The following is a 25701-nucleotide window of genomic DNA, read 5'->3' on the forward strand; positions in this document are numbered from 1 at the left end:
CTTAGCGCCGATGATAGTGCGGATTCCCGTGTGAAAGTAGGACATCGTCAGGCTCTTATAGCGAAAAACGCCCATTTGGTCTCCGATCAAATGGGCTTTTTTTCGTCTGAAATAACTTTCGCGCGCCCTTGTCGGATAACTGGTAACGTGTAACGCATAAAATCTACCGGCTCTCACTGCTCGGTGGAACGACCGAAGATATCGGTGGCATGTTTTAGCCAATAATCTGCGCAATATGCACGTCCGCGTCGATGCTGCTTTTCAAATCAGGCATTTAATATGTATTCGCCCTCCATATTGGCCACGCCGACTGCGATCAACTCCGAACACAACTGTTCTATCCACTGACGAATCGGGGTGTCCTCAAAAAAGTTTTCCCAAATCGTTACGAAATACGATGTTGCAATCGCCCATTGTGCAAACTGATTAAATGATTGCCGCTGTATTTCTAGTAATTTGAACTTGAGTAGCACTTTCCCAGCATGACGGGCGTGCGCGAGAGGATTTTTGACAAAGAAATCGAGCCGCTGGCGCGCATGCGCCAATACTCCGGGAGCGTAAGCGAAAACCCGGCCATGGCCGGGAATTATGGTTTTCGGCCCCAGTTGTTCAATCAGGTCTAGCGTTGCGTCAACTTCGGCAAACGCGTCGGCACCCTCAATTTCCGGGAACACCACACCAAAGCCGTTTTCCCACAGTGCATCGGCAGATATAAGAACTTTTTTAACGGGTTCAAAAAAAATGAATGAGTGAGGATCGTGCCCGGCAGCCGCGTGAACTTGCCAATGGCTGGCGCCAAATCGCATTTCAGTTCCCGCCTGGAGGGTCTGGTCGAATTTGAACTGCGGGCAAAGTTGCCCTGTAGGCGCGTAAGTCAGTACAACGGGATCCCACTGTGCAACCTGCTGCGCATGACCTGGTGGGATCAATGTTTTAAGCTTCGGGTAACGAAACTGCAAGGCGGCGTTACCGCCACAATGATCACTGTGTAAATGGGTGTTGACGAGAAAATCGAGAGGGCGCTCTCCCAGAACCGTCTCGACCAGCGACAGCGTTTGGGTCGCGTGGGTGCAGTATCCACTGTCAACCACCAAGGTTTTGTCACCATCAGTAAACAAAATGTTGTTGGCGGATAGCCAGCCTCGTTCAAAAACTTGGAGACCTGGCGGAAGATCGGGGGCAGACATCAGAAAACCATTACTGAACAGCTTTCCGACCAACGCGCAGACTTCACTGATAAGAAATTTTCCGATAGTGGTTTTGGGTACGTCATCGCGAAATTTGGTTTGTTCGGGCCGGTTGTAATTTATGGGTTTGTCTAGTAATGGCGATCACCCCACCTTCGATCAGTTTAGGGGCATTCTTTAGCCAAATCTGCAATGAAGTCACCTCGTTTCTAATGGGTCACTCTGGTTGCAGCGCATTCGACAAGCTGGTCCACAGACACCACATTTTTAAGCAAGTATCCGTTCATGCTGAAGTCAGCCGGTTGGCCCAAATTTAGCTTAGACGGATGGCGGGCCGTAATGGCATACTGCCCAGCAAAACTTTAGGCTTATTTGTCTTTTTATGCTGGCGCACCTACAAAAACTCCTCACGGTCCTCTTGGTCTCTTCGGCATGTTTGTGGTTTTTTTATTTCCAAAGTACCAGCCTGGTGCTGGCGATTGCAGGGTTTTTAGCGATTGCGTGCGCTTATGCGGCCTTCCTGGCGATCGAATTCATGCTGATGATAGTTGTTGGCAGCGGGGATTCGACACAGCAACCCCTTTGCAAAGAATTGCTGAGCGCCTGGGTGGGTGAATCGTTGATAGCACCGCAGGTGTTTTGCTGGTGGCAGCCTTTTCGTTCCAATGTCTTCCCGGATTATTTTTCGTCGCCTGCATCTATTCAGGGACATCGCGGTGTCGTGTTTGTGCATGGACTTTTTTGCAACCGGGGCTTTTGGACGCCGTGGCTTAGGCGCTTACAAGGTGGAAAGAACGCTTTCATTGCTCTGAATCTTGAACCTGTGTTCGGCTCTATCGACGACTACGTCTCGCAAATTGATAACGCCGTTCAGCAGATCACCGATGCCACCGGAGTAAAGCCGCTGCTGGTGTGTCACAGCATGGGCGGATTGGCCGCAAGGGCCTGGCTGACGCACATGAAGGCGGAGGTGCGCGTACACCATGTGGTGACCATCGCAACACCGCATCGCGGTACCTGGTTGGCGCGTTTTTCCCACGGCCACAACGGTCGCCAGATGCGCTTGCTGTCGGACTGGCAAGGGCAACTGGACTATGAAATGCCGGCAAATCGCCACAAGCAGTTCACCTGCTGGTATTCCAATTGCGACAATATAGTTTTTCCGACTTCCAATGCAACCCTACCTGGGGCTGAGAACCGGCTGGTTCGAGGCGCTGCCCACGTGCAACTGGCATTTTTGCCGCAGGTCATGGATGCGACGCTCGCTTTGTTGGATGACACCTTGCCTTGAGCGCCCAGGGGGCGATTCGACGGTCAAGCCGTCACACCCTTCTGGGAAAATTAACGTAGCCGACTGCATCAGAGTGAGAGAACCCGCCGAAGGCGCCACTGGATCGGCGAAAATATACGCCAATGCGTCAAAAAGGAATGGTTTTGCATCAATTCTGACACTATGCGGCCCGCCGTTTTTTTACATTGCCAAATGGCTCGGATACCTTTGATAGCCAGTCTGGGCGGGCGCGAAAGAAGTGGTCTGCCACCTCGGTAGTCCAACCGCGCTCTGCCCTAATTCTGTTGCATTGCCAGAAATGAAACTTGAAAAATAGTGAAAGTTTGTTATGCCCCTGATCGTAGTGATTGATGATGACGCGGGCACCCGTATGCTGGTCAGCCAAGTGCTCAAAAAAGAAGGCTATGCGGTCATGGCTGCAGAAGATGGGGCCAAAGGACTTGCGCTTATCCGTGAATTTAAGCCGAATCTGGTGGTTAGTGATGTTCAGATGCCTCTGCTTGATGGCTTTGAAGTGCTAGACCGGTTGCGCAACGATGAGGCATTGGCAACCACGCCGGTGATCCTGCTGACCTCATTGCAAGACCGCAGCCATATGCGCCAGGGAATGACGACGGGAGCTGACGATTATTTGACCAAGCCCTTTGCTCCGCAGGAGCTGAGAGAGGCGGTTAGCGCCCAACTGAACAAGCGTATTCGCGCCGATGCCATGCACGCGCAGGTAGCGGACAAGGTGTTGCAAGTAGCGTTGGAAGACCAGCGAGAAAAAATCAGCGAACTTTACGAAAGGCGCATGGTCAAGTCCCTGAGCGAACAGTGGCCTGACAGTGGAGTGGTGCAAGACACCGAAAAGTTCAGCAGCGCGACAGTGCTGTTTGCCGACATGCGCGACTATGGTCTGTGGACGCAGCACCTGTCCAACGCCGAACTTAGCGATATCGTGCATCAACTTTATAGCAGCGTAGGCGATACCGTGTATTTGTTTGGGGCCCACTATATGCAGTTCGTGGGCGACGGAATGCTGTGTGTGTTTGTTGACGCAAGCGATACCCTTTCAGTCAACCATGGGCTGCGCGCCGTGCGCGCAGCACTGGGACTGGCCGACGCTACCAACCGCATCGATGGGTATGTGCGGCAGCACTTTGGCGACCGCGGACTGCCTAAATTTTCTCTGGGCGTGGCTCTGCACAGCGGCCCAGTGGCATTTGCGAACTTGGACGGCCTGATAGGCCGCACCAATCAAACCACGCCGGTGGGGGAAACTGTTGCCGCTGCCTTAAAGCTGTTCCAATGCCAGCCTCCGTTGGATTGGACGATTGCGGCCAGCGTGCAGGCGGCGCGCTTGGTCACGGGGGCTGTGCGCACGGGCCGTCGGGCCCTGGTACAAGTGCCGGGCCGTAGCAAGCCTCTTGATACCGTAGAAATTGTGGGGCTGGCGTGATGGTGCGCTCCATATCTCAGACGATAGGAAAACTTTACGGGCGTGCATGGTCGCTGCGCGCAGTGCTGGTGACCAGCCTGTTGCTGTTCTCTATCGTTCCTGCCGCCACCGTCGGTTGGTTTTTGTATCGCAGCAACCTGCAAAGCGTGCAAACGCTGGCGGAGAAAATTGTCGAAGACGTGGCTCAGCGGGTTCAGACCGGGACCGAAGAGCACCTATCGCAGGCGCATATCGCGCTCAACGGATTGATTCACGAGCGATCCAGCGAGTCGGGCATTGCGCGTGAACGCCAGCTCATCCATACGCCCGAATTGTTTGAGCAAACGGCCTTTGCCATGACCGGCATGACGCCCTATGTGCCGCGGATGTACCTTGCGACCCAACTGGGCGAGTATTTGGGGGTGGAGGCACTCTCGCAAAACGGCAATAACCTCATGCGGGTGGGACTCGGCAGGCCGGGCGATCAAGCACTGCACTTCTTTTCGGCTGACTTCCCGGGCGATCGCAGTCAGCAGTTGGCCACTGAGGTCGGCGATTATGACCCCCGCCACAGTCCCTGGTATGAGGCGGCCATGGCGCATAAAGGTCGCATCTTCACGCCTGTCATTGCGTCCGATTCCCGGAAGCAGCTGGTCGTCACGCTGGCGCAGCCGGTGTACGGAACCGACGGTGCTGCCGTGGGTGTGTTTGCGGTGGATCTGTACTTGAAGCGGCTTAGCGAGCTTCTGCAAACCATGATCATCAGCGCGCACGGCACCGCTTTTTTGGTGGATGAACAGGGCTTTGTGGTGGCCAGCTCAACCATCGACCCGCTTTTTTCGAACGTCAACGGCAAGCTGGAGCGCCGCAGCGCCTCGGAGAGCAAGAACGACATTATCCGCACGGCCTACGCGGAAGCCGCCCCCAGCATCGGGAAAACACTGGAGTCGAGCGTACAGCGCGTGGCGTTTCTGCGCCGGGTCGCAATGGGCGGCGATACGCTGATTGTGGTGCTCAAGCCTTTTGGGGAAAGTGTGGGCCTGCGCTGGAGTCTGGTGGTCGCCGCCCCCGAAAGCGACTTTGCCGCCACCACCCAGGCCGCCCTCAAAAAGATATTGATCTTTATGGGTATCGCGCTGGTGCTCGGCGCCTTACTTGCGACGGGGCTGGCTTACCGATTAAGCCGTCGGTTCAAGCACTTAAGCGCTGCGGCCGCCCAATTGGCGCGTGGCGAAGTGCCGCGAGTCCAGAAAAACGCTCATATCTCGGAGGTGCGCCAGCTCGCGCAAGCCATGCACGACAGCGCTGAGGAGATTGTGAGCAACCGCGCAGCCATTGATGCGCAGACCATCGCCCTGCGGGAGGCCAATGAAACTCTGGAGGATCGAGTAGCAAGCCGCACAGCCGAGTTAGCCGCCTCCCGCGAAGAGGCTCTGGCAGCAGGGCGTGCCAAAGCGGCATTTTTGGCCACCATGAGCCACGAAATCCGTACGCCTCTCAATGGCGTGATGGGAATGACCACGCTGCTGGCCGACACCCCGCTTGACCTGGAGCAGCGCGATTATGTCCACACCATGCGCATCTCAAGTGACCAATTGCTGGGCGTGATCAACGATATCCTGGATTTTTCCAAGATCGAATCCGGTAAGCTCGACCTCGAAAACGAGCCCCTAAACTTGCTGGCCACGATTGAAGAGGCTTGTGATATCGGTGCCCCGCGTGCGCGCGAGAAGGGACTGGAGCTGGTGGTGGACATAGGTGACGAGCTGCCTGAGTGGGTGCGAGGCGACGTGACCCGTCTGCGTCAAGTACTTCTCAACTTTGTGAATAACGCGGTTAAATTTACCGAACGAGGCCAGATCATCGTGTCGGCCCACGTGCTGGAAGACTTTACCCAGCAGCAAGCGGGCCTGGTGGAGTTTCGCGTCAAAGACTCCGGTATTGGCATACCGCAAGACCGGCATGCTGCATTGTTTCAGTCCTTCACTCAGGTGGACGCCGGCACCACCCGCAAATATGGGGGCACCGGCCTGGGCTTGGCCATCTGCAAGCGTCTCGCCAAACTCATGGGCGGTAGTGTGGGGCTGGAATCCGCGCCCGGCGAGGGCTCGACGTTCTGGTTCACCGCGCGCATGGGCTATGCGGACGCGCCAGAGAGCGCGCAGCTGGCCTCCTTGCACATGGTCAGTTTGGCAGGAAAACACGCTGCCGTTGTAGACGATACCCCCGTCAATTTGCGTATTCTGGACAAGCAGCTCAAGCGCTGGGGTATGCACACCACGCTGTTTGAGCGCGCTGGAGATGCCTTGGTGTGGCTGCAGAACCATCCGGTGGATGTGGTCGTAACCGACATGCACATGCCTGAGATGGACGGCCAGACCTTTGCGCAGACGCTGCGCAACCAAAACCCGCAAACCCTTATCGTGCTGCTGACATCGGGCACCATGCCGACCGGTGAGCAGGCCCGAGTGTTTGACGCCCGCCTGCTCAAGCCGTACCGCCAGTCGCAGCTTTTTGAGGCCATAGCGCGTGTCACGTCGGTACAAATAGCGATCAAAAACGTAGCTAAGGCCGAGCGGCCTGAGTCCAGAGGTCAGTTCATTCTGGTGGCCGACGACAACGCGGTCAACCTCAAGGTTGCGCTCGCCATGCTGACTAAACTGGGCTACGAGGCCGCCACCGCCATTAACGGCCTTGAAGCCGTGGACCTGGTGGCCGCATCGCTGCGTACCGGCACTGGGGTCACCACACGCGAAGAGCCCCGCCAGTACGCTGCCATCCTGATGGATGCGAACATGCCCGTGATGGACGGTTTTGTCGCCTCGCGCCAAATCATCGGCACCTATGGCGCTGCGGCGCCTCCCATCATTGCACTGACGGCCTCGGTATTGGAAGAAGACCGTCAACGCTGTGCTGATGCTGGCATGGTCGGTTTTTTGGCTAAACCTCTTCGCATTGATGAATTGTCAGAGGCCCTGGCCCGTTACGCCAGACAATCCCGCAGTGACTATGCGACTAAAGTAATCGCAGAAGCGATAGTCGCGCCAGAAGTTGTGGCAAAAAGCGGGCTTGAAACATTGGTGGTGTTGATGGATTGGAGCCGCCTGGATCAGTTCAAGGAGTTTGATGACGACGAACGCACTATGACGCGCGAAGTGATTGAACTCTTCGCCAGGGATGCGCCCGATCGAATGGACGATATCCGCGCGGCGCTCGCAGCTTTTGACAGCGGAGCGCTCTCGCGGGCGGCGCATGCGCTCAAGGGCGCGGCGTCCAACGTCGGCGCACAGGCATTGAGCGACGCTTGCTTTACCCTGGAGCAGTCCTGCCCGCAAGGTCAGTGGCCTGCCGATGCCGCGCAGCAGGTAGGCCGGATTGCGGACTTGGCCGGCAAGACGCGACAGGCGCTGCAAAACTGGGCCGCTCAATCGCCGTGATCGAATTCTGGGGTGCGGCAGGCGCTGCGGATAGTGCCTGCCAACGCTTGGTAAAACGGCGTGAAGTCGGGCTCTGTCAAGGTCATAAGAGCCTCAAAACTGTCAATCACAAAATACTGCTGTTGGTAGCTGTCGATCTTGTAGTGCGAGGACATACAGCGCAGCAGATCGGGCACGCTGCGCAGCGGTGAACGGTGAGGGGCGTTTTGCACGCTGTAAACCAGCTCACCCGGACTGCTCAAAATGCCCGCGCCGAAGGCTCTGATTTGGCTGCTGTCTTTGCTTTGCTGCATCAGCCCGAATTCAATCGTGTACCAGTAGAGGCGCGAGATCATTTCCACGGCGCCTCGAAGCGGCGTGGATCCTCGTTCCAATGCGTGCGCTTTCACGGCACCTTGGCCGTAGGCCTGGATGTGGTCCGCATACCCAGGGTCAAACAGCAACGGCACGTGGCCAAACAGATCGTGAAAAATATCCGGCTCAACGATATAGTCCAACTCTGCAGGGCTGCGAATCCAGTCCGTTACCGGGAACTTCCGATTGGACAGTAGCGTAAAGAAAGGCAGCTCCGGGATCAGTCCCGGAACGCCTGTGAGCTGCCAGCCGGCCGCTTTAAATAGTCGCTCGTTGATCGCTTCAAAGCGCGGAATTTCATCGCTGGCGCCCAGCTTGGGCAGCGCGTTGATGAATTCCCCGCAGGCCCGGTCCGGCAGCAGCGCCGATTGACGCTCATATAGCCGGCGGTAGGTATCGTGGTCTGCTGCGGTATAAGCCGCATAGTTCTGCGCGCACGTGTAGTCGGCATTTACCTCGCCCCCGCGCGAATAGTCGCCACGCGGAGGGCGGTCCGACTGGCCGTACACCGCAGGTTTGACGGCCATTCAGACTTTCTCCAACACGCCGCGGCGCATCTGGTCCAACTCGATGCTTTCAAACAACGCCTTGAAATTACCTTCGCCAAAGCCCTCATCGCCCTTGCGCTGAATAAATTCAAAAAAGATCGGCCCGAGCTGGTTTTCGCTGAAGATCTGCAGCAGCAATGCGCCCTTTTTCCCGTCTACCAGAACCTTGCGTTTTCTCAATTCAGCAACGCTTTCGCCGTGTCCGGGGATGCGCTGGTCGATTAGCTCGTAGTAGGTATCGATGGTGTCGAGCAGCTTCACGCCGCTGGCACGCAGTACGTCTACGGTGGCCAATAAGTTATTGCAGCCCAGTGCAATGTGCTGGATCCCCTCGCCCTGGTATCTGTCCAGATATTCCTGGATCTGACCGGCTTTCTCGTTGCCCTCTTCATTGATAGGGATGCGGATCTTGGCGCAAGGGCTGGTCATGGCCTTGCTTTTCACACCGGTGACTTGGCCCTCTATGTCGAAGTAGCGGATTTCCCGGAAGTTGAACAGCCTCGCATAAAAACTGGCCCACTCGTCCATGCGACCCCGGTGCACGTTGTGTGTCAGGTGGTCGATGTACGTCAAGCCGTGGCCCACTGGGTTGAGCGCGTCCCCTGTGAGGCTCGGCAGAGGCTCGAAGTCAACGTCGTAAAAACCAATATTTCCAATGGCTCCCGGAGCTGCGCCGTTCTTGCCGCGCCATTTGTCGATGAAATAGATGATGGAGTCGCCGATACCCTTGATGGCCGGGATGTTCAGCTCGCCCGGCGCGGCCGTCTGCGCATAGCCCCACGCACCCAGCGAAATAGCCCGCTCATAGGCGGCTTTGGCATCTTGCACCCGGAACGCGATGGCGCAGACGGAGGGCCCATGCTGACGCGCGAAGCGCTGGGCAAATGAGTCTGGTTCAGCGTTCAGAATGAAATTGATCCCTCCTTGTCGATACAGCGTCACGTTCTTGTGGCGGTGTTTGGCAATGGGCTTGAAGCCCATGCGCTCGAATAGCGCCCCCATGGCCGTGGGATCGGGCGCCGCATACTCGATGAATTCAAAGCCGTCGGTGCCCATGGGGTTGTCCCAGGCTGCGCCTGTTTCGAAAGATAAGGGTGTGTTCATGCGTGTCTCCAGACGATATCTCCAGACTGTAGCGGTGCCCCTGCTCATGTTTAATGCAAATTAGGGCGTTGAATTGAATTTAAACGCAAGAATCCTGCAAAAATAAGATCATGGAAACACTCGATAAGCTTGATCGGCAAATTTTGCGCAGTCTGCAGTCAGACGGCCGCGTCACCTACGATCAGCTGGCCGGCCAGGTTGGTTTGTCGCCCAGCGCGGTACTTCGGCGCGTGAAGAGGCTTGAGGAAAGCGGCGTGATCGATCGTTACGTCGCGCTGGTCAAGCCCGAAGCGGTGGGGCTGGGCCTCACGGCCTACATCACCGTGCGGCTTGAAAAGCACACCGAAAGTCATAAACGAAACCCGATGGACCTGTTTCGCGCCAGCGTGCAAACGTGGCCTGAAGTGGTGGAGTGCGCGGCCTTAACGGGCGAGATGGACTACCTGCTGCGGGTGCTGGTGCAGGACATGGTCCACTACAGCCGCTTCATCATGGACACCCTGCTCAAGCACCCGAGCGTGCAAGACTGCAAAACCAGTTTTGTATTGGACCGGGTCAAGACGACGACAGCCGTGCCTTTGTAATTAGCGCCTCTACACGCCAACTTCAGACTGGTTGAGTGTTGAATTGCTAAAAATTACCTGCTTGGACGTTGCTGCACTGCAACAATTTAGTTGTAAATATTGCCAGTGCTATCAAAAAGCTAGCGTTGTACGTCCGTATTAGTTGAACTTCAAGTCGATTTAATAAATTTACTGGACTTTTGATTAAATATCTTCAACCCGTCATTAGAGTGTGCATTTGAGGGAAAACCCGTATATTGGAGCCATGTTCACACCCGGCGCACTTATCAAGGCATCTCTTCACGCGAGTAAGGAATTTTTCCATCCGGCCGGCGACGAGAACGCGCACCGTGCACCCAGAGTGCCTCGCGTTGGACGGGTGCTGGTGCCTATCCGTTCCATCGGGCCCAGTCACGGCGAGCGCATTTCCAGGCACTTGCTGGCGTTGGACGGGCATGATCGTTATCTGCGATTCGGCTATGCGGCCAACGATGAGCAGATTCAGCGTTATGTGAGCGGACTTAATTTTGAGCGGGACGAGATTTTCGGTATCTTCAACCGCAAACTACAGCTCATCGCGATGGCCCACCTGGCGTTTTCGACGGATCCTGAACACAAGAGTTGCGCCGAGTTTGGTGTATCGGTGTTGGCGCATGCGCGAGGGCGGGGCTACGGCGCACGGCTGTTCGATCGCGCGGTGATGCACGCCCGTAACGAACGTGTCGACATGATGTTCATTCACGCGCTGAGCGAAAACACCGCCATGTTGAACATTGCCCGCAAGGCCGGTGCCAGGCTTGAGCGCGACGGTTCCGAAACCGAGGCCTACCTCAAGCTGCCGCCAGCGGACCTTGATTCGCGCATGACCGAGTTGGTTGAGGAGCGGATCGCCCAGACCGACTACCACCTAAAAGTTCAGGCCAAGCAGTTCTGGGATTTTTTAGCGATGGTCCAGGAAGTCCGGCGCGGCGTGCGCGACAGCCGTGACCGTATGCCGATGTAGGGCCAGGTTGGTTCGGCGCTGGTCGTTGCGCGTCGTGCTGCGCTGCCCCTTATGAGCTTCCTGCGGGTATCGCTCGGCCCTCTCTTTTCACGAAGAGGGGTTGGGCTTGCCCAGGGCGGGTAATGAGACGGTCAAAAATTTCAGCTATCCTAGACAGCTTATCAACTACCGACAGCCCTCCGTGTCCGACGTTCCTCCCAGTCGGTCTTCTAAGTCAGAAGACAAACGCGGCTTTTTGCAAAAGCTCGCTGAAATGCTCCATCCCGGCCCGGACTCCAAAGACGAGTTAATCGAAGCCCTGGTGGACGCCCAAGACAACGAAGTCATCGGCGCCCAGAGCCGGGAAATGCTCGAAGGCGTCATTCGCATGGCCGACATGACGGCCGGAGATGTGATGGTGGCCACCCCGCGCATGGATGTGATCAACATCGACGCGCCGTTCGACGAGTTGCTGCACCTGGTGATTGACACCGCCCATTCGCGGTTTCCGGTCTATGAGGGCGAAAAGGAAAACATCTTGGGCATCCTGATGGCCAAGGATTTGCTCAAATTGCAGCGCGCGCCCGAACTGAATATCCGGGCCTTGTTGCGGCCCGCCATTTTTGTGCCCGAAAGCAAGGGGCTGAACGATCTGCTGCGCGACTTCCGCAGCAACCACAGCCATCTGGCGATTGTCATCGACGAGTTTGGCCGCGTGGCAGGCCTGATCACCATTGAAGACGTGCTTGAGGAAATTGTTGGCGAGATCGAAGACGAGTTCGACATCGCCGAGGACGAAGGAGACATCTTTGGTCTCACCGATCACACCTACCGGGTCAGCGGCGATACCGCGATCGAGCGGGTCAACGAAGCGTTCGCCGTGCTGCTTCCCGAAACCGACTTTGAGACTATCGGCGGCTTGGTGGCTCACCAGATGGGCCACGTGCCCAAGCGCGGCGAACACTACGCCCTGGCCGGTCTGCAGTTCACGGTGTTGCACACCAAAGGCGGTGCCGTGCGTTGGTTCAAAGTCTCGCCGGTAGCGGCCACCCTCTAAGCCGCCGTGAAGAAACCGGACAGTCCGCACACGATTCACAGCATGAGGGCGTCGCTGCCGACCCTACCCGCCTTGCTGGAGCATATCGGATATCGAGCCCGCAATCGCTTCTCGCTATTTCAGATTGCTATTATTTTAATAGCTGGTGGTGCGCATGCAGTGAGCATGGCTTGGCCTTTTCCATTTCTCTTTACACAAGGGCAGCCGGTGTGGTGGTTGCAACTGTTGGCGCTCACGCTGCTAGTGGGCCAACTAGACGGCTCCCGGTCGTGGAAGCGCTCCGCCTGGCTCGGTGGGCTGTTTGCCACGGCCATGCTGTGCGCCACCTTTTGGTGGCTATTTATTTCCATGCACGAGTACGGCGGCCTGGCGACGCCACTGACGGTACTGGCCATTGTGTTGCTCGCGGTCTTTCTGGCCCTCTACTACGCTGCCGCCAGCGGTTTATTTGTGGTGTTGGCCCCGGTTCGGGGGGCGTCGCGTGCGCTTGTTTTTGCAGCGCTCTGGTTGCTGGCCGAACTGGCCCGGGTCAAGCTGTTCACCGGCTTTCCCTGGGGCGAGGGCGGCTATGCCCATGTAGACGGCTGGGCCCGGCCGCTGGCGGCCTGGGTGGGGGTGCATGGACTGAGTTTTATCGCGGCGTTTGTGGCCGCTTGGTTGGCTATATCGCTGCGCGCGCCCAGAACGCGCTGGCTGACCGTTCTGGGCATTGTTGTGCTGAGCGTTGCCGTGGCCCGATTGCCGGTGTCCAACGGCGGCCAACTTGAGGATTCCCCCGCCCCTTCCGCGGCACTGTCGGTGACCTTACTGCAAGGCAATATTCCCCAGGCTGAAAAATTTCAGAGCGGCACTGGTGTGGCTACCGCGCTGCGCTGGTACGGCGAGCAACTGCGTAACGCCAAGACGGCGCTGGTGGTCGCGCCCGAAACCGCTTTACCCCTGTTGCCGCAGCAATTACCCGACGGCTATTGGCAGGCGCTTCAGCTCCGGTTTGCCACCGGGCAGCAGGCCGCGCTCATCGGCGTGCCACTGGGAAGTTTCGAGGCGGGTTACGCCAATTCAGTAGTCGGCTTAAAGCCAGAGCAACCGGTGCAGAATGAGCCATATCGCTACGACAAACACCATTTGGTGCCGTTTGGCGAGTTCGTTCCTTCCGGGTTCAGGTGGTTTATCAACATGATGAGCATCCCGCTGGGCGACTTCAACCGTGGCGCCGTCGGTCAGGCCTCATTCAATTGGAAGGGCCAGCGGCTGGCCCCCAACATTTGCTACGAAGACCTGTTTGGCGAAGAGCTCGGCACACGTTTTTCCGATGCGGCTCTGGCGCCTACGATCTTCGTCAACGTCAGCAATATTGGCTGGTTTGGCAATACCGTGGCGATTGACCAGCATCTGCAGATTTCGCGCATGCGGGCGCTTGAATTCGACCGCCCCATGATTCGCGCCACCAACACGGGAGCCACCGTCATCATTGATCACCGTGGGCAGGTGACGCATTCCTTGCCGCGCTACACGCGCGGTGTATTGGTTGGCGACGTGGAAGGCCGCAGCGGCATCACGCCGTATGCGTGGTGGGTTGCTCGCTATGGTCTGGGGCCACTGTGGGGCCTGGGCTTGGCGTTGTTGGGGCTAGCGCTTGTTGCGAGGCGCCGGTAAAGTTCCGGTCCAGCATTGTCGCCGCGTAAAATATGCGGTTATCGCTGACCCGCGGTGGTGACGTGGTCTCTCGGCGCCGAAACCCGCTTCCCGCTTTTGTTACAACCCATTCCTATGCTTACTTTCCAGCAAATTATTCTGAAGCTGCAGTCCTATTGGGCCGACCAGGGTTGCGCCTTGCTGCAACCCTATGACATGGAAGTGGGCGCCGGAACCTCCCACACGGCTACCTTTTTAAGGGCGCTTGGCCCGGAGCCCTGGAAAGCCGCCTATGTGCAACCCAGCCGCCGCCCAAAAGACGGTCGTTATGGTGACAACCCGAACCGCCTGCAGCACTACTACCAGTACCAGGTAGTGCTCAAACCCGCCCCCAGCAATATTCTGGAGTTGTACCTGGGTTCACTCGAAGCATTGGGCTTTGATTTGAAGAAGAATGACATCCGGTTTGTCGAAGACGATTGGGAAAACCCGACGCTGGGCGCCTGGGGCCTGGGCTGGGAAGTCTGGCTCAACGGCATGGAAGTGACGCAGTTCACTTACTTCCAGCAGGTTGGCGGCATTGACTGCAAGCCGATCACCGGCGAAATCACTTACGGCCTGGAGCGCCTCGCGATGTATCTGCAGGGCGTGGACAGCGTCTACAACCTGACCTGGACCGAAGGTTTGAGCTATGGCGATGTCTACCTGCAAAACGAAAAAGAGCAGTCGGCCTACAACTTTGAGCACAGTGACGTGGACTTTTTGTTCGCCGCCTTTATCGCGCATGAAAAGCAGGCTAAAAACCTGATCGAGCAGCAACTCGCGCTGCCCGCTTACGAACAAGTGCTGAAGGCCGCGCACAGCTTTAATTTGCTCGACGCACGCGGCGCCATCAGCGTGACCGAGCGCGCTGCCTACATGGGGCGCATCCGCAATCTGGCGCGGGCCGTGGCTCAAAGTTATTACGAAAGCCGCGAGCGCCTGGGCTTTCCCATGGCACCGCGCGAATGGGTAGAGCAGATGACACCCTTGAAGAAGAAGGCTGCCTAAAAATGACGACTAAGAATCTTCTGGTTGAATTGTTTGTGGAAGAACTGCCTCCCAAGGTACTCAAGAAACTCGGCGATGCCTTCGCTGGCGTGCTGGCCGATCAACTCAAGGCCCAGGGCCTGGCCACCGCCGAATCGGTGGTGACGGCCTATGCTTCGCCGCGTCGCCTGGCCGCACACATCACGCACATTTGGCTCAAGGCGGCAGACAAGGCCGTTCAGCAAAAGCTCATGCCGGTCTCTGTGGGGCTTGATGCTCTGGGCAAGGGCACGCCCGCACTTTTCAAAAAACTGAAGGCGCTGGGCGCCGATGTATCTGACCCCGCTGCCGCCGTGGCCGCGCTCAAGCGCGTGCCGGATGGCAAGGCCGAGTCGCTGTTCTATGACAGTTTGGTCACTGGTGCCACGCTCGATACCGGGCTGCAAAAAGCGCTGGAAGAAGCCATTGCCAAGCTGCCCATTCCCAAGGTCATGAGCTACCAGCTCGAGCGCGACTGCGCGCTGCCCGGCTGGACCAGCGTGAACTTCGTACGTCCCGCGCACGGCCTTGTGGCACTGCACGGCAGCACGGTGGTGCCGATCAAGGTCCTGGGTTTGAAGGCCGGCAACACGACGCACGGCCACCGCTTTGAGGCGGCTGTGTCGCCGATAGTTCTCAAAGACGCCGACAGCTACGCCGTCACGCTGGCCAAAGACGGCGCGGTGATCGCGTCGTTCGTCGAGCGCAAGGCGGAGATCGCCAGGCAGCTTGCAGCCGCAGCTGCAAAGGTAGGCAACGGCGCACGCCCGATCGAAGACGACGCGTTGCTCGACGAAGTCACCGCGCTGGTCGAGCGCCCCAACGTGCTGGTCTGCCAGTTCGAGCCACAGTTCCTCAACGTGCCGCAGGAGTGCCTCATCCTCACGATGAAGGCTAATCAGAAATACTTCCCCTTGCTCGATGCGCAGGGCAAACTCACCCACCAGTTTTTGGTGGTCAGTAACATCAGCCCGTCGGACGCTAGCGCAGTGATCGGTGGCAACGAGCGCGTCGTGCGACCGCGCCTGGCCGATGCCAAATTCTTCTTCGACCAGGACCGCAAGAAAACGCTGGCCTCGCGGGTGGCCGGTTTGGATAAAGTCGTTTATCACAACAGGCTGGGCACGCAAGGCGAGCGTATTGAACGCGTGCGCGCCATTGCCAAAGCGATTAGCCGCCAGCTGGGCGACGACGAGTTGGCGCAGCGGGTCGATCAAGCCGCCTTGCTGGCCAAGACCGATTTGCTGACCGACATGGTGGGCGAGTTTCCTGAGCTGCAAGGCATCATGGGCCGCTATTACGCGCTCAACGACGGCCTGAATGCTGAGGTGGCTGATGCTATCGAGGACCACTACAAGCCACGATTTGCCGGCGATGCGCTACCGCGCACCATGACGGGGGTAGTGGTCGCGTTGGCTGACAAACTGGAAACGCTGATCGGTATGTTCGGTATTGGCAACTTGCCCACTGGCGACAAAGACCCGTTTGCATTGCGCCGCCATGCGCTGGGCGTGATCCGCATGCTGGTTGAGAAAGACTTGCCATTAAGTTTGGACACGGTGATCCAAGAGGCCGCGAATGAGTTCAAGGGTATTGCGGGATTCGACTTCGGTCGTGCTGTCGTGGAGTCACAGGATTTCTTCTACGATCGCCTCGCCGGCTCGCTGCGCGAACAAGGCTTCAAGGCCCAGGAAGTCGAAGCCGTGCTGGCGCTGCTTCCGCAGCGTCTCGGTGACATCCCCAAGCGCCTTGCCGCTGTGCGCGCCTTCGCTGCCTTGGCCGAAGCGCCCGCATTGGCTGCTGCGAACAAGCGCATCGCAAATATCCTCAAGAAAGTGCAGTCTGTGGATCCACACGTCAATGAGCGACTGCTCAGGGAGCCGGCTGAAATTGCCTTGTACGCCGCGATGAAGGCGTTGACACCCAGGGCCAACGCGCAGTTTGAAGCGGGCGACTATACCGCTTCGTTGCAGACGCTGGCCGCCCTGCGTGTGCCGGTGGACGCCTTTTTTGACGGCGTGATGGTCAACGCCGAAGAGATGGACCTACGCCTCAATCGCCAGGGCCTGCTGCAAAGTCTCCACAACGCCATGAACCGAGTGGCCGACCTGTCACGTCTCGCGGCCTGATCTGCCAGTAGATCTCCGTTGCCTTGTTTCCACCACCCTTGACCACTCAACCATGAACGACCCAGACATCCCCCTTCCTTCGCAGACCGGCTTGCTGGCCCGTTGGACTTCGCTGCAAACCGCCTGGCTGCTCTTTGCGCCGCCAGCTGTCACGGTGGGGCTCAACTGGGTGCTCGCACGACTGACCGAGCGCCAGCCCGGTACGCCGGCTCTTCCGTTAGTACCCGTTTCGGTTCCATCGGGCGTGATGGATCTGGTCTGGCCCGTCGTCGTTGCGGTAATCGTGCTGGTGGTGGCTGTGCTGCTGATGCGTCGCCTGGGTTGGCGTCGCGTCATGCCGGTAATCGGCGTGTTCTGGCTTCTGCTCTGGCTCGGAGGGAGCGCTGCGCTGCTGCATCGACACCTCAACGAGCAAGGTTTGTTTCTGCACGACGCCACCGCCCTGGGGACAACCGCTCCCGGCCCGGCGTCAGTCAATGCTCAAGTGTTGTCCAGCCTGTTTATACGGGCAAGTTTGCGCAGCATGGGCGGCACAGAACTCGTTTTGCAAGTGCCGGGCTTGAATGCGCCGTATCGCTTGCTGCTCGAAGATCCGGAAGCGACGCAAATCAAAGCTGGCGACACGCTAGCGCTGCAGTTTTCGCCAGGCCGCTTTTCCGGTCTGTTCGTGACGGACTGGCAGGTTGCCATGCGCAAGACACCGGCACCACCCGCCGCTCTTCAGTGATTTCCAAGCCATGAAACTTATCATCCTTGACCGCGACGGAACGATCAACAGCGACAGCGATGAGTTCGTAAAGACTCCGGACGAATGGGTGCCGTTGCCCGGCGCGCTCGAAGCGATTGCACGGCTCAACCATGCCGGCTGGCATGTGGTGATTGCCTCGAACCAGTCGGGGCTGGGGCGCGGCTTGTTTGATGTCGCTTCGCTGAACGCGATGCATGCCAAAATGTTCAAGTTGCTGGCTGCCGTCGGCGGGCGGGTTGATGCGGTGTTCTACTGCCCGCACAGCGCGGAAGAATACTGCACCTGCCGCAAGCCGCTGCCGGGGCTGTTTGAGCAGATCGGTGCGCGTTTTGGCGTGTCGTTAAAAGGGGTACCGACCGCTGGCGATTCCCTGCGTGATTTGCAGGCCGGGGCCGCAGCGGGTTGTGAACCCCACCTGGTGCTTACCGGTAAGTCGGCGCCATACCGCGAAGGCGGGCAACCCGAAGGCCTGCCGGCCGGCACAATATTGCATCGGGATTTGTCTGCGTTTGCTGATTTCATCCTTGAGCGCGGCGACCAGCTCTTGCCGGCAGGAGTATGAAATGGACACTCTCGACGTTCGTTTTGGACAGACTCGGAAACTGAAAAACGATTCAAAATACACCCGACAGCCAACTCTCAAGCCGGACGATCTGCCATGCCCCTGATTCGCTCAATTCTCCATCTGCTGTGGATGGTTCTCACCGTGATTCCGTGGGCCATCGCGGTCGTGATCGCCGCCCCGTTTTTGAATAGCACCCGGATCTACTGGATGTGCGCAGGCTGGCTCCGCGCGGCCGTCCGCGGAGGCACCGTGATTCTGGGTATCCAAAACCGCGTGACGGGGATGGAGAATCTGCCCACTGGAAAAAATAGCGCTGCCGTGTTGCTGGTCAAGCATCAGAGCACGTGGGAAACTTTTTCCATGGTGGCGCTAATGCCCCGCCCACTGGCTTATGTGTTCAAAAAAGAGCTCCTTTATGTGCCGTTTTTTGGTTGGGCGATGGCGCGCATGGACATGATTCATATTGACCGCAGTCAGCGCACGCAGGCCTTCAGCAAGGTGGTAGAGCAAGGAAAGCGGCTGATGGGCCAGGGCACCTGGGTCATCATGTTTCCCGAGGGAACCCGGATTCCACGCGGTCAAAAAGGGACTTACAAATCCGGTGGAACGCGATTGGCGATTGAAGCGGGCGTCCCGGTCATCCCAATTGCCGTGACGTCGGCCAAATGCTGGCCGCGCAAAGCGTTCATCAAAACGCCGGGTGTAGTGGATTTTTCGATCGGCAAGCCAATCAGCAGCGTCGGCCGCAAACCGGACGAACTGATGCGTGAAGTCGAGAACTGGATTGAAGCGGAAATGCACCGGCTGGACCCCGATGCCTACGCGGGAACTGGCGGCGAAGCTGCCAAGTCCCTTGCCCAGAAAGCCTGAGCAGTTCTGGTCCGGTTTTTGGAGCGCTAAACTGCCATGATGCGAAGGCTTCTTCAGTTCACATTGGATCTCTTCGAACCGGAGGCGGTCGCAAGTCCTGCAAACCTTGTAAGCATTAAAAAAATAAAAAAGTTGTCGGGGAAAATACCGGCAATTAAGGCGCCGATTGGCTTACCTGCTGTTGAATCAACAGCGGGCTTCGAGGTTGAACCTGGCCTTCCTGCTGCGCCCATCTCGCCCCGCCCGTTGGCGCCTGGCACTTTTCGTCATCCTCGCGCCACGCACGAAACCTTGCTCGACGGTATTTTGGTGGCCTATGAATTCAGGCGCACCAAACGCCGCACCATTGGGTTTTCGGTGGGGGCCGACGGGCTCGCAGTGAGCGCGCCTAAATGGGTGCCGCTGTATGAGATCGATAAGTCCGTGTTTGAAAAGTCCCGCTGGATTCTTAAGAAGCTGCAACAGGCCCGCGACCGGCACGACCAGGTAGAGTCCGCTCGCATTGACTGGAAAGACGGGATCGTTTTCCCCTTCATGGGCGAGCAGGTCGTTGTCGTGATCGATTCGCACCTCGCGTCGGGAAGTGCTGGCGCGGTGCTAGAGACCAGCGATACCGAAGTGGTTCGCCTTGCCCAAACTGAGCTGCACAACGACCGATTGATCAGTGCGGCACCGCTGACCCTGCACGTGGGCTTGCCCCCCTGCGCCACACCGGACCAGATCCGGGATGCCGTGCAGTCCTGGCTGATGCGGCAGGCTAAACAGATTTTTACCGAGCGCCTGGATCACTTTTCTCCACAGCTGGGCGTGCAGTGGCGCCAGCTGAAACTTTCCAGCGCAGGCACGCGTTGGGGAAGCGCCAGTGCCGACGGCTCTATTCGTCTGAATTGGCGGTTGATGCATTTCAAACCGTCGGTCATTGACTATGTGGTGGTTCACGAGCTGAGCCATTTACGTGTCATGGATCACAGTCCGCGTTTTTGGGAAACGGTGCGCGCGGTGGTGCCCGACTATGCCAAATTGCGCAGACACCTGAAGGACGAGGTCATTCCCCGGTGGTGAGGCAGCTGCGTAACAGAGTTGGCGGTTTAAAGTAAACAGATAATATTAACAAGGATCAAAAAGGTTTCAGAGAGTACTTAAAATTATCTGAAATAATTTGGGAGCCATGGCATGAACGACAAACTAATACTCGTAGTTGAAGACAATCTTGACCACCTTGAACTGACCGTTCTGACGCTTGAAGAGCACGGGGTGACCGCTAGAATTGCTGTGGCCCGTGACGGCGCCGAGGCGCTGGACTACCTATTTGGTCAGGGCCGGCAAGCCGGTCGCGACACCCACCAGCAGCCGTCTTTAATCTTGCTGGATATCAAGCTGCCCAAGCTGTCGGGGCTGGATGTTCTTCGCAGTGTGCGTAGTAACCCCCTCACCGCGTTGGTGCCTGTGGTCATGTTGACGTCTTCCAGTGAGCAGTCCGATATTGTGGCTTGCTACCAGAGTGGCGCTAACGGCTTTGTTCGTAAGCCGGTCGATTTTGCAGACTTTTCCAGAAAATTGAATCGCTTGCAGGCTTACTGGCTGGACGTCAATGAATCCATTGCAACCGGATAAGGGTTGTGTCTTTCCCCGGAGCCCTGAAATGGGCGGATGCGGCGATGCCCTTGAAAGACTGATTCGATGAAAGTTCGAATCACGCTGCGGACCCGCCTCGTCTTGCTGGTAGTGGCGGCCCTTGTCCCGTTGTTTGGTTTGTCGATGCTCCAAGCTTGGCTGAATGCAGATGCCGCCATCAGCCGGACCACTGGAGATTTGAAATTCGCGGCTTCCCTGATAGCAGCCAACCAGGGGCGGGTGGCCGACTCCGCGCACCAGCTCCTCTCGTCGATTGCCGGTGCACCTGGACTGACGGACGGTAAAGCCGAGGACTGTCAGCGTTATTTCAAGACCTTGAAAGAGCAGCTGTCGGCGTATGCCAACCTGGGCATCATTGGTCTTGACGGTCGCATTCGCTGCCATGCTGTATCTGATCACCCGCTCGCGTTTGTCGGAGATAGGGACTATTTCCAGGAGACTCTGACGCGTCGCCGTTTTACCGTTGGCGGGTATCTGATGGGGCGTATAGGGGGCAAGCAGATCATCATGTTTACGATGCCGGTGAGGGATCGTGTGGGAAACGTCACCGCGCTGGCTTTTGCCGCCGTAGACCTGAACGAGATTGCGAAAGCGGTCGCCAATGCACCCCTGCCGCGGGGCGGCCGTCTGGAAATCATGGACCGTCAGGGCATTTTGTTGGCAGTGAATCCCGCAAAGCCTGAACTGATCGGCCGACAGGTGCCCAGCCATCTGCTTCAACAGGAAGTCAAAACCATGCGCACGGGTGTTGGCGAAGGCTTTGATGGAAAAGGCCGGCAACGGATTTTCGCCTTTTTGCCCATCGGAGATTCCCTCGACGCCCCTTTCTTTGTCGCTGTCAGCGCAAACCGGGACGAAGTGGTCGGGCCCGTTGAGAAGCAACTGGAGCTTGAACTCCTGGCGCTGGCGCTGGTGGCCTTTTTAGGGGGCTGGCTTGCGTGGATGATGGGCGGTCGCGCGATTGTGGCGCCCACTACAAAAATTCTTAATGCCATCCGGCAGGTTCAGCAAGGCCGGTTGGATGTACGCATCCCGGTTGGCGCGGGGAACGGCAAGGGTGAGTTCTACAAAATCGCGGACGGATTTAACCGGATGACCGAATCCGTGCAAAAGCATCGCGAAGCGCTTGAGGCTGAACTGGCGCGCAGCGAGGCCGTGCAGGAAAAATTGCAGGATGCGCAGCGGCTTGGCCGCATCGGCTACTGGCAGGTTGATTTCGATACCCAGCGGGTCTGGTGGTCCGACGAGGTCTATGAAGTACTCGGCATAGACCGTACATTTTTTGATGGTACCTCTGAGGCGTTGCTACGGCGGATCCATCCTGGCGACCGGGACGCTTTTAAAGTTGGACGCGACATTGCCGCTCGAGCCGGCCTACCGTTCGAGACTGAGTTTCGCGTCGTGACGTCTACTGGCGAGGTGCGCTGGATTCATTACTTCGGCCGGGTTTATGGCAAAGGCAAGAGAGAGGGCGAGCAGGCAACCCGTCGTTGTGGTGTGATTCAGGAGATAACGGAACGCAAACGCGCGGAGCTTAGCATCGCCCGCAGTCGCGAAATGCTGGGCCGCACCGGCGCGATAGCGAAGATCGGCGGCTGGGAGGTGGACGTGGAGACCATGAGACCCTACTGGTCTGAAGAGCTCTACCACATTCATGAACTTGATCTGGCTGTGGACCTCGGACTTGAGGCCGCGATGAGGTTTTACGCGCCGGAAGCGCAGCCGATAATTAAGGCAGCGATGGAGGCTGCGGTTCAAGATGCAACTCCTTGGGATATGGAGCTGCCGCTGATCACTGCAAAAGGGCGTCGCATCTGGGTTCGCTCTCAGGGCCGCGCCCTACTCCAAGACGGCAAGGTGGTGCGCCTGGTCGGTGTGCTGCAGGACGTGACCGCTCAGCATGAATCGCAAGCGCATTTGCGCTTGCTTGAAATTTGTCTTTCCCGCCTGAACGATATGGTGCTCATCACCAAAGCCGAGCCTTCCGGGGAGATAGGGCACCGCATCGTTTTTGTCAATGACGCCTTTGAACGCCGCACGGGTTACAGCCGTCAAGAGGTGTTGGGCAAGTCCTCGCCGTTTTTGCAAGGTCCCACCACCGACCGGAGTGAGCGCGATCGAGTCCTCCTGGCGCTTAAAAAGTGGCAGCCCATCCGGGCCGAGTTGAGCCACTACACCAAGAGCGGGGAAGAGTTCTGGGTCGAACTCGACATGCTTCCCATACCCGACGACAAAGGTGGATATACGCATTGGGTTTCGGTGCAGCGCGACATTACCGAGCGCAAGCGCGCCGAGCAGGAACTTGTCGACAGCGACCGTCGCTATAACGCCTTGTTTGAGTCGGCTCCGGTGCCGATGGCGGTATTTGATCGAGTCACCAGGAAGTTTTTGACGGTTAACCAGGCGGCGGTGCGCAGCTACGGGTATTCGGTCGAGGAGTTCCTGTCGATGACCCTTTCTGATGTCCGACTTGGAGCAGTGCAAGACGGTTTGCGCAAGTCCTCGGTCAAAGCGGTACCGAAACGAGCGAGATACTGGCAGCACCGTCGCAAAGATGGTTCGATCTTTCCGGTAGATGTCGTCTCGCAGTCGATTCAATATGCCGGCCGAGCTGCGCACTTTGTCGTGGCGCTGGACATGACCGCCAACATTAAAGCCGAGCAAGATGCGCAGGAGCATCTTTTTACACTGCAACGTGCTGCCGACGCAGCCCAGGCCATCACCTGGCATCAGACGCTTGAAGGCACGATGCAAGAGATTGCTGAACAGGCGCGCGGGGTGATTGGCGCGCATCAGGCGGTGGTGACCCTCACGGTCGGCGAGGACTGGACGAAAGCCATCAATATGCTATCGCTGTCCGAGAAATATGCCAAATATCAAAACCTGATTAAGCCGATGGATGGCACCGGGATCTATGAGTTGGTGAGTCACAACAACTGCAGTATGCGAATGACGCAAGCCGAGCTGGAAGTCCACCCGCGCTGGCGGGACTTTGGCCGCTATGGCGACGAGCACCCGGCGATGCGCGGCTGGTTGGCGGTACCCCTGATAGGGCGAAACGGTCAAAACATCGGGTTGTTGCAGCTGTCTGACAAATACGAAGGAGATTTCACGCAGCAGGATGAATATGTCGCGATGGAACTCGCCCAGTTGGCAGCAATCGCCATAGAAAATGCCCGATTGCTGGAGCAGGTCAGCCAGCTCAACGCCGGACTGGAGCAGAAAGTAGCCGAGCGCACCGTTGCGCTCGCCCGCCAGGAGGCCTTGTTCCGGGCATTGGCCGAGCAGGCGCCACAGACCATATGGACGGCCACGCCCGATGGGGCTGCGACTTATTTCAACCGTGCGTGGTTCGATCTGATGGGCGGTAAACTGGACGACTGGGCCGGGACCAAATGGTTCGCCGCCATTCATCCGGAAGACTTACCTGACGGGAAAGCGAATTGGCGGGCCGCGAGTGCGAGCCAGTCGCTGTTTGTGGGTATCCGGCGCGTACTGGCCAAAGATGGCAGTTGCCACACCATGTCTTACCGCGCGTCACCGGTGCTCGACGAACAAGGGGCGGTCGTTTTTTGGGTCGGTGTCGATGCCGACATCACTGAAATCAAGGTGATCGAGGCGGCTTTACGCCTGTCGAACCGTGAGCTTGAAGCCTTCTCGTATTCCGTTTCTCATGATCTGCGTTCGCCGCTGAATACGATCAACGGCTTCAGCCTGCTGCTGGCAAAGCAATTGGGTGACGCCGATAACGAAAAAGTGCGGCATTACTTGTCGCGGATTCAAGCCGGTGCCGCGCAGATGGGTCAATTGATTGAAGACTTGCTATCCCTGGCCCAGGTGTCACGCGCGCAGTTGCGCAGTGAGTCTGTGGACCTGTCGGTGCTGGCCCGCAGTATTCTCAACGAATGGCAAGGGCAAGAGCCCGAGCGGAAGGTGGTGGTGAATATCGAAAGTGGCCTGCAGCTACAAGGCGACGGGCGTCTCGTCAGGGTCGCGATCGAAAACCTTTTGAGCAATGCCTGGAAATTCACGTCGCAAAAAGCCACGGCTGAAATCAACGTGGGACGAACATTCGATGCAGCAGGATTGCCGGTGTTTTTTGTCAGCGACAACGGTGCCGGATTCGACATGGCGTATGCCGACAAGCTTTTTACCCCCTTTCAGCGTTTGCACGCGACCTCCGAGTTTCCTGGAACGGGCATTGGGCTGGCAACCGTCGGCCGCATCATCGCGCGGCATGGTGGCCGCTTATGGGCCGACGCGGCACCCGGGCGCGGGGCAACTCTATTTTTTACGCTGCCCAGAGTTCCGGTGGCCCTTTAACCGCACCACTTCGCCATAGACCGCATCGCATTCATCTGCTTTTTCCTTTAGCGAGTTTTCCCCAATTGCTTGATGCAACTCAATTGACTAAAATGTAAAAAATGTCAAATTTAATGAATTTTACGTAATCCATGTCGCGTGAACCAAAATCTTTCGAAGCTGCGATCACGGCTGCAGAGTTTTCCAGCGAGGACTACTGCGGCACCAGCTATGCGGCCAAGCTGCTGGGTCTGTCGGTCGCCACCGTGCAATCCCTGGTCGAAAAGGGAGAAATAGACGCCTGGAAAACGCTAGGGGGTCACCGCCGGATAGCCCTGCAGTCCATTAATTCTTATTTGAATAAAATCAGTCCGCAACTTTCGCGGGTCGATACCAATCCCAGGCACCGTTTGCGTGTGCTGGTGGTGGAGGACGATGAAGTCACCCGGGAGCTGTATCGGACTTATTTCGAGGTGTGGGATCTGCCCGTCGATTGCTCCTGGATGTCTTCGGCGCTCGAGGCCTTAATGGACGTTGCGAGCATGCGCCCGGATTTACTGATTGCGGATTTGTCCATGCCGGGTGTGGATGGCATCGAAATGCTGAAAGCGCTCAAACGCAACCAGCATCTCAAGGACATGCAGATCGTCGTCATCAGTGGCATGCCTGCCGAAGCCATCGCCGACCGCGGCGGTCTTCCTGCGCATGCCTATCTGGTGCAAAAGCCGGTGAACTTTGACTGGTTACAAGGTTATGTGACCGCGCTCGTGGGCGCTAACGCCAACTGGCGCTAACGTCGCTGGTTG

19 protein-coding genes are annotated in these 25701 nt (G+C 57.6%); 16 read left to right on the forward strand and 3 right to left on the reverse strand.

Translation table 11 applies throughout. The features are described from left to right. Nucleotides 1-266: 266 nt before the first annotated feature. Nucleotides 267-1187: an MBL fold metallo-hydrolase gene (locus HHJ16_RS15015; RefSeq protein WP_296901879.1), complete on the reverse strand. Its 921-nt coding sequence runs from the start codon at nt 1185-1187 to the stop codon at nt 267-269. A 382-nt stretch (nt 1188-1569) separates the two neighbouring features. Between HHJ16_RS15015 and HHJ16_RS15020 the strand changes: the two genes are divergently transcribed. The 3 genes from HHJ16_RS15020 (at nt 1570) to HHJ16_RS15030 (ending at nt 7335) form a co-directional block, all read left to right on the forward strand. Then, nucleotides 1570-2478, forward strand: a complete 909-nt coding sequence (locus HHJ16_RS15020) for an alpha/beta fold hydrolase (protein WP_296901880.1) — start codon at nt 1570-1572, stop codon at nt 2476-2478. 328 nt (nt 2479-2806) lie between these two features. Further along, entirely contained in the window at nt 2807-3919 is a 1113-nt protein-coding gene (locus HHJ16_RS15025; RefSeq protein WP_296901881.1) for a response regulator, read from the forward strand. 2 nt (nt 3920-3921) lie between these two features. Continuing rightward, nucleotides 3922-7335 (forward strand): hybrid sensor histidine kinase/response regulator, encoded by a 3414-nt coding sequence (locus tag HHJ16_RS15030; RefSeq protein ID WP_296901883.1) that lies wholly within the window; start codon nt 3922-3924, stop codon nt 7333-7335. Here HHJ16_RS15030 and phhA read toward each other — a convergent pair. After that, a complete protein-coding gene (phhA, locus tag HHJ16_RS15035) occupies nt 7323-8216 on the reverse strand; it encodes a phenylalanine 4-monooxygenase (protein ID WP_296901884.1) in 894 nt (297 codons plus the stop codon). The genes HHJ16_RS15030 and phhA overlap by 13 nt on opposite strands. Continuing rightward, entirely contained in the window at nt 8217-9341 is a 1125-nt protein-coding gene (gene hppD, locus HHJ16_RS15040; RefSeq protein WP_296901886.1) for a 4-hydroxyphenylpyruvate dioxygenase, read from the reverse strand. 110 nt (nt 9342-9451) lie between these two features. On the opposite strand from hppD, the gene HHJ16_RS15045 reads away from it, so the two are divergent. From HHJ16_RS15045 to HHJ16_RS15105, 13 genes are all read left to right on the forward strand, one after another. Next, nucleotides 9452-9925, forward strand: coding sequence for an Lrp/AsnC family transcriptional regulator (locus tag HHJ16_RS15045; protein WP_296901887.1), 474 nt, complete (start codon nt 9452-9454; stop codon nt 9923-9925). 244 nt (nt 9926-10169) lie between these two features. Continuing rightward, a complete protein-coding gene (locus tag HHJ16_RS15050) occupies nt 10170-10907 on the forward strand; it encodes a GNAT family N-acetyltransferase (RefSeq protein ID WP_296901889.1) in 738 nt (245 codons plus the stop codon). A gap of 181 nt (nt 10908-11088) precedes the next feature. Beyond that, nucleotides 11089-11943 (forward strand): transporter associated domain-containing protein, encoded by an 855-nt coding sequence (locus HHJ16_RS15055; RefSeq protein ID WP_296901891.1) that lies wholly within the window; start codon nt 11089-11091, stop codon nt 11941-11943. Between the two features lie 165 nt (nt 11944-12108). Further along, entirely contained in the window at nt 12109-13599 is a 1491-nt protein-coding gene (lnt, locus tag HHJ16_RS15060) for an apolipoprotein N-acyltransferase (protein ID WP_296902368.1), read from the forward strand. 114 nt (nt 13600-13713) lie between these two features. Then, nucleotides 13714-14628: a glycine--tRNA ligase subunit alpha gene (gene glyQ / locus HHJ16_RS15065; protein ID WP_296901893.1), complete on the forward strand. Its 915-nt coding sequence runs from the start codon at nt 13714-13716 to the stop codon at nt 14626-14628. Between the two features lie 2 nt (nt 14629-14630). Then, complete coding sequence (gene glyS / locus HHJ16_RS15070; RefSeq protein WP_296901894.1) at nt 14631-16775, forward strand: glycine--tRNA ligase subunit beta; 2145 nt, start codon at nt 14631-14633, stop codon at nt 16773-16775. Between the two features lie 52 nt (nt 16776-16827). Continuing rightward, nucleotides 16828-17502, forward strand: coding sequence for a hypothetical protein (locus HHJ16_RS15075; RefSeq protein WP_296901895.1), 675 nt, complete (start codon nt 16828-16830; stop codon nt 17500-17502). Between the two features lie 10 nt (nt 17503-17512). Further along, a complete protein-coding gene (gene gmhB, locus HHJ16_RS15080) occupies nt 17513-18085 on the forward strand; it encodes a D-glycero-beta-D-manno-heptose 1,7-bisphosphate 7-phosphatase (protein ID WP_296901897.1) in 573 nt (190 codons plus the stop codon). Between the two features lie 96 nt (nt 18086-18181). Then, nucleotides 18182-18958 carry a lysophospholipid acyltransferase family protein gene (locus tag HHJ16_RS15085; protein WP_296901899.1) on the forward strand — a complete coding sequence of 259 codons (777 nt, stop codon included), beginning with the start codon at nt 18182-18184 and terminating at the stop codon, nt 18956-18958. Nucleotides 18959-18997: 39 nt separating this feature from the next. Beyond that, nucleotides 18998-20020, forward strand: a complete 1023-nt coding sequence (locus HHJ16_RS15090) for a SprT family zinc-dependent metalloprotease (protein ID WP_296901901.1) — start codon at nt 18998-19000, stop codon at nt 20018-20020. 111 nt (nt 20021-20131) lie between these two features. Next, on the forward strand, nt 20132-20572 hold the full coding sequence (locus HHJ16_RS15095; protein ID WP_296901903.1) for a response regulator: 441 nt from the start codon (nt 20132-20134) through the stop codon (nt 20570-20572). A 66-nt stretch (nt 20573-20638) separates the two neighbouring features. Beyond that, the gene (locus HHJ16_RS15100; RefSeq protein ID WP_296901905.1) at nt 20639-24916 is read left to right on the forward strand and encodes a PAS domain S-box protein; all 4278 of its coding nucleotides are present in this window, start codon (nt 20639-20641) and stop codon (nt 24914-24916) included. Between the two features lie 131 nt (nt 24917-25047). Next, the gene (locus HHJ16_RS15105) at nt 25048-25689 is read left to right on the forward strand and encodes a response regulator (protein ID WP_296901907.1); all 642 of its coding nucleotides are present in this window, start codon (nt 25048-25050) and stop codon (nt 25687-25689) included. Nucleotides 25690-25701: the final 12 nt, after the last annotated feature.

The organism is Polaromonas sp., assembly GCF_012927485.1.
Lineage (GTDB): Bacteria > Pseudomonadota > Gammaproteobacteria > Burkholderiales > Burkholderiaceae_C > Polaromonas.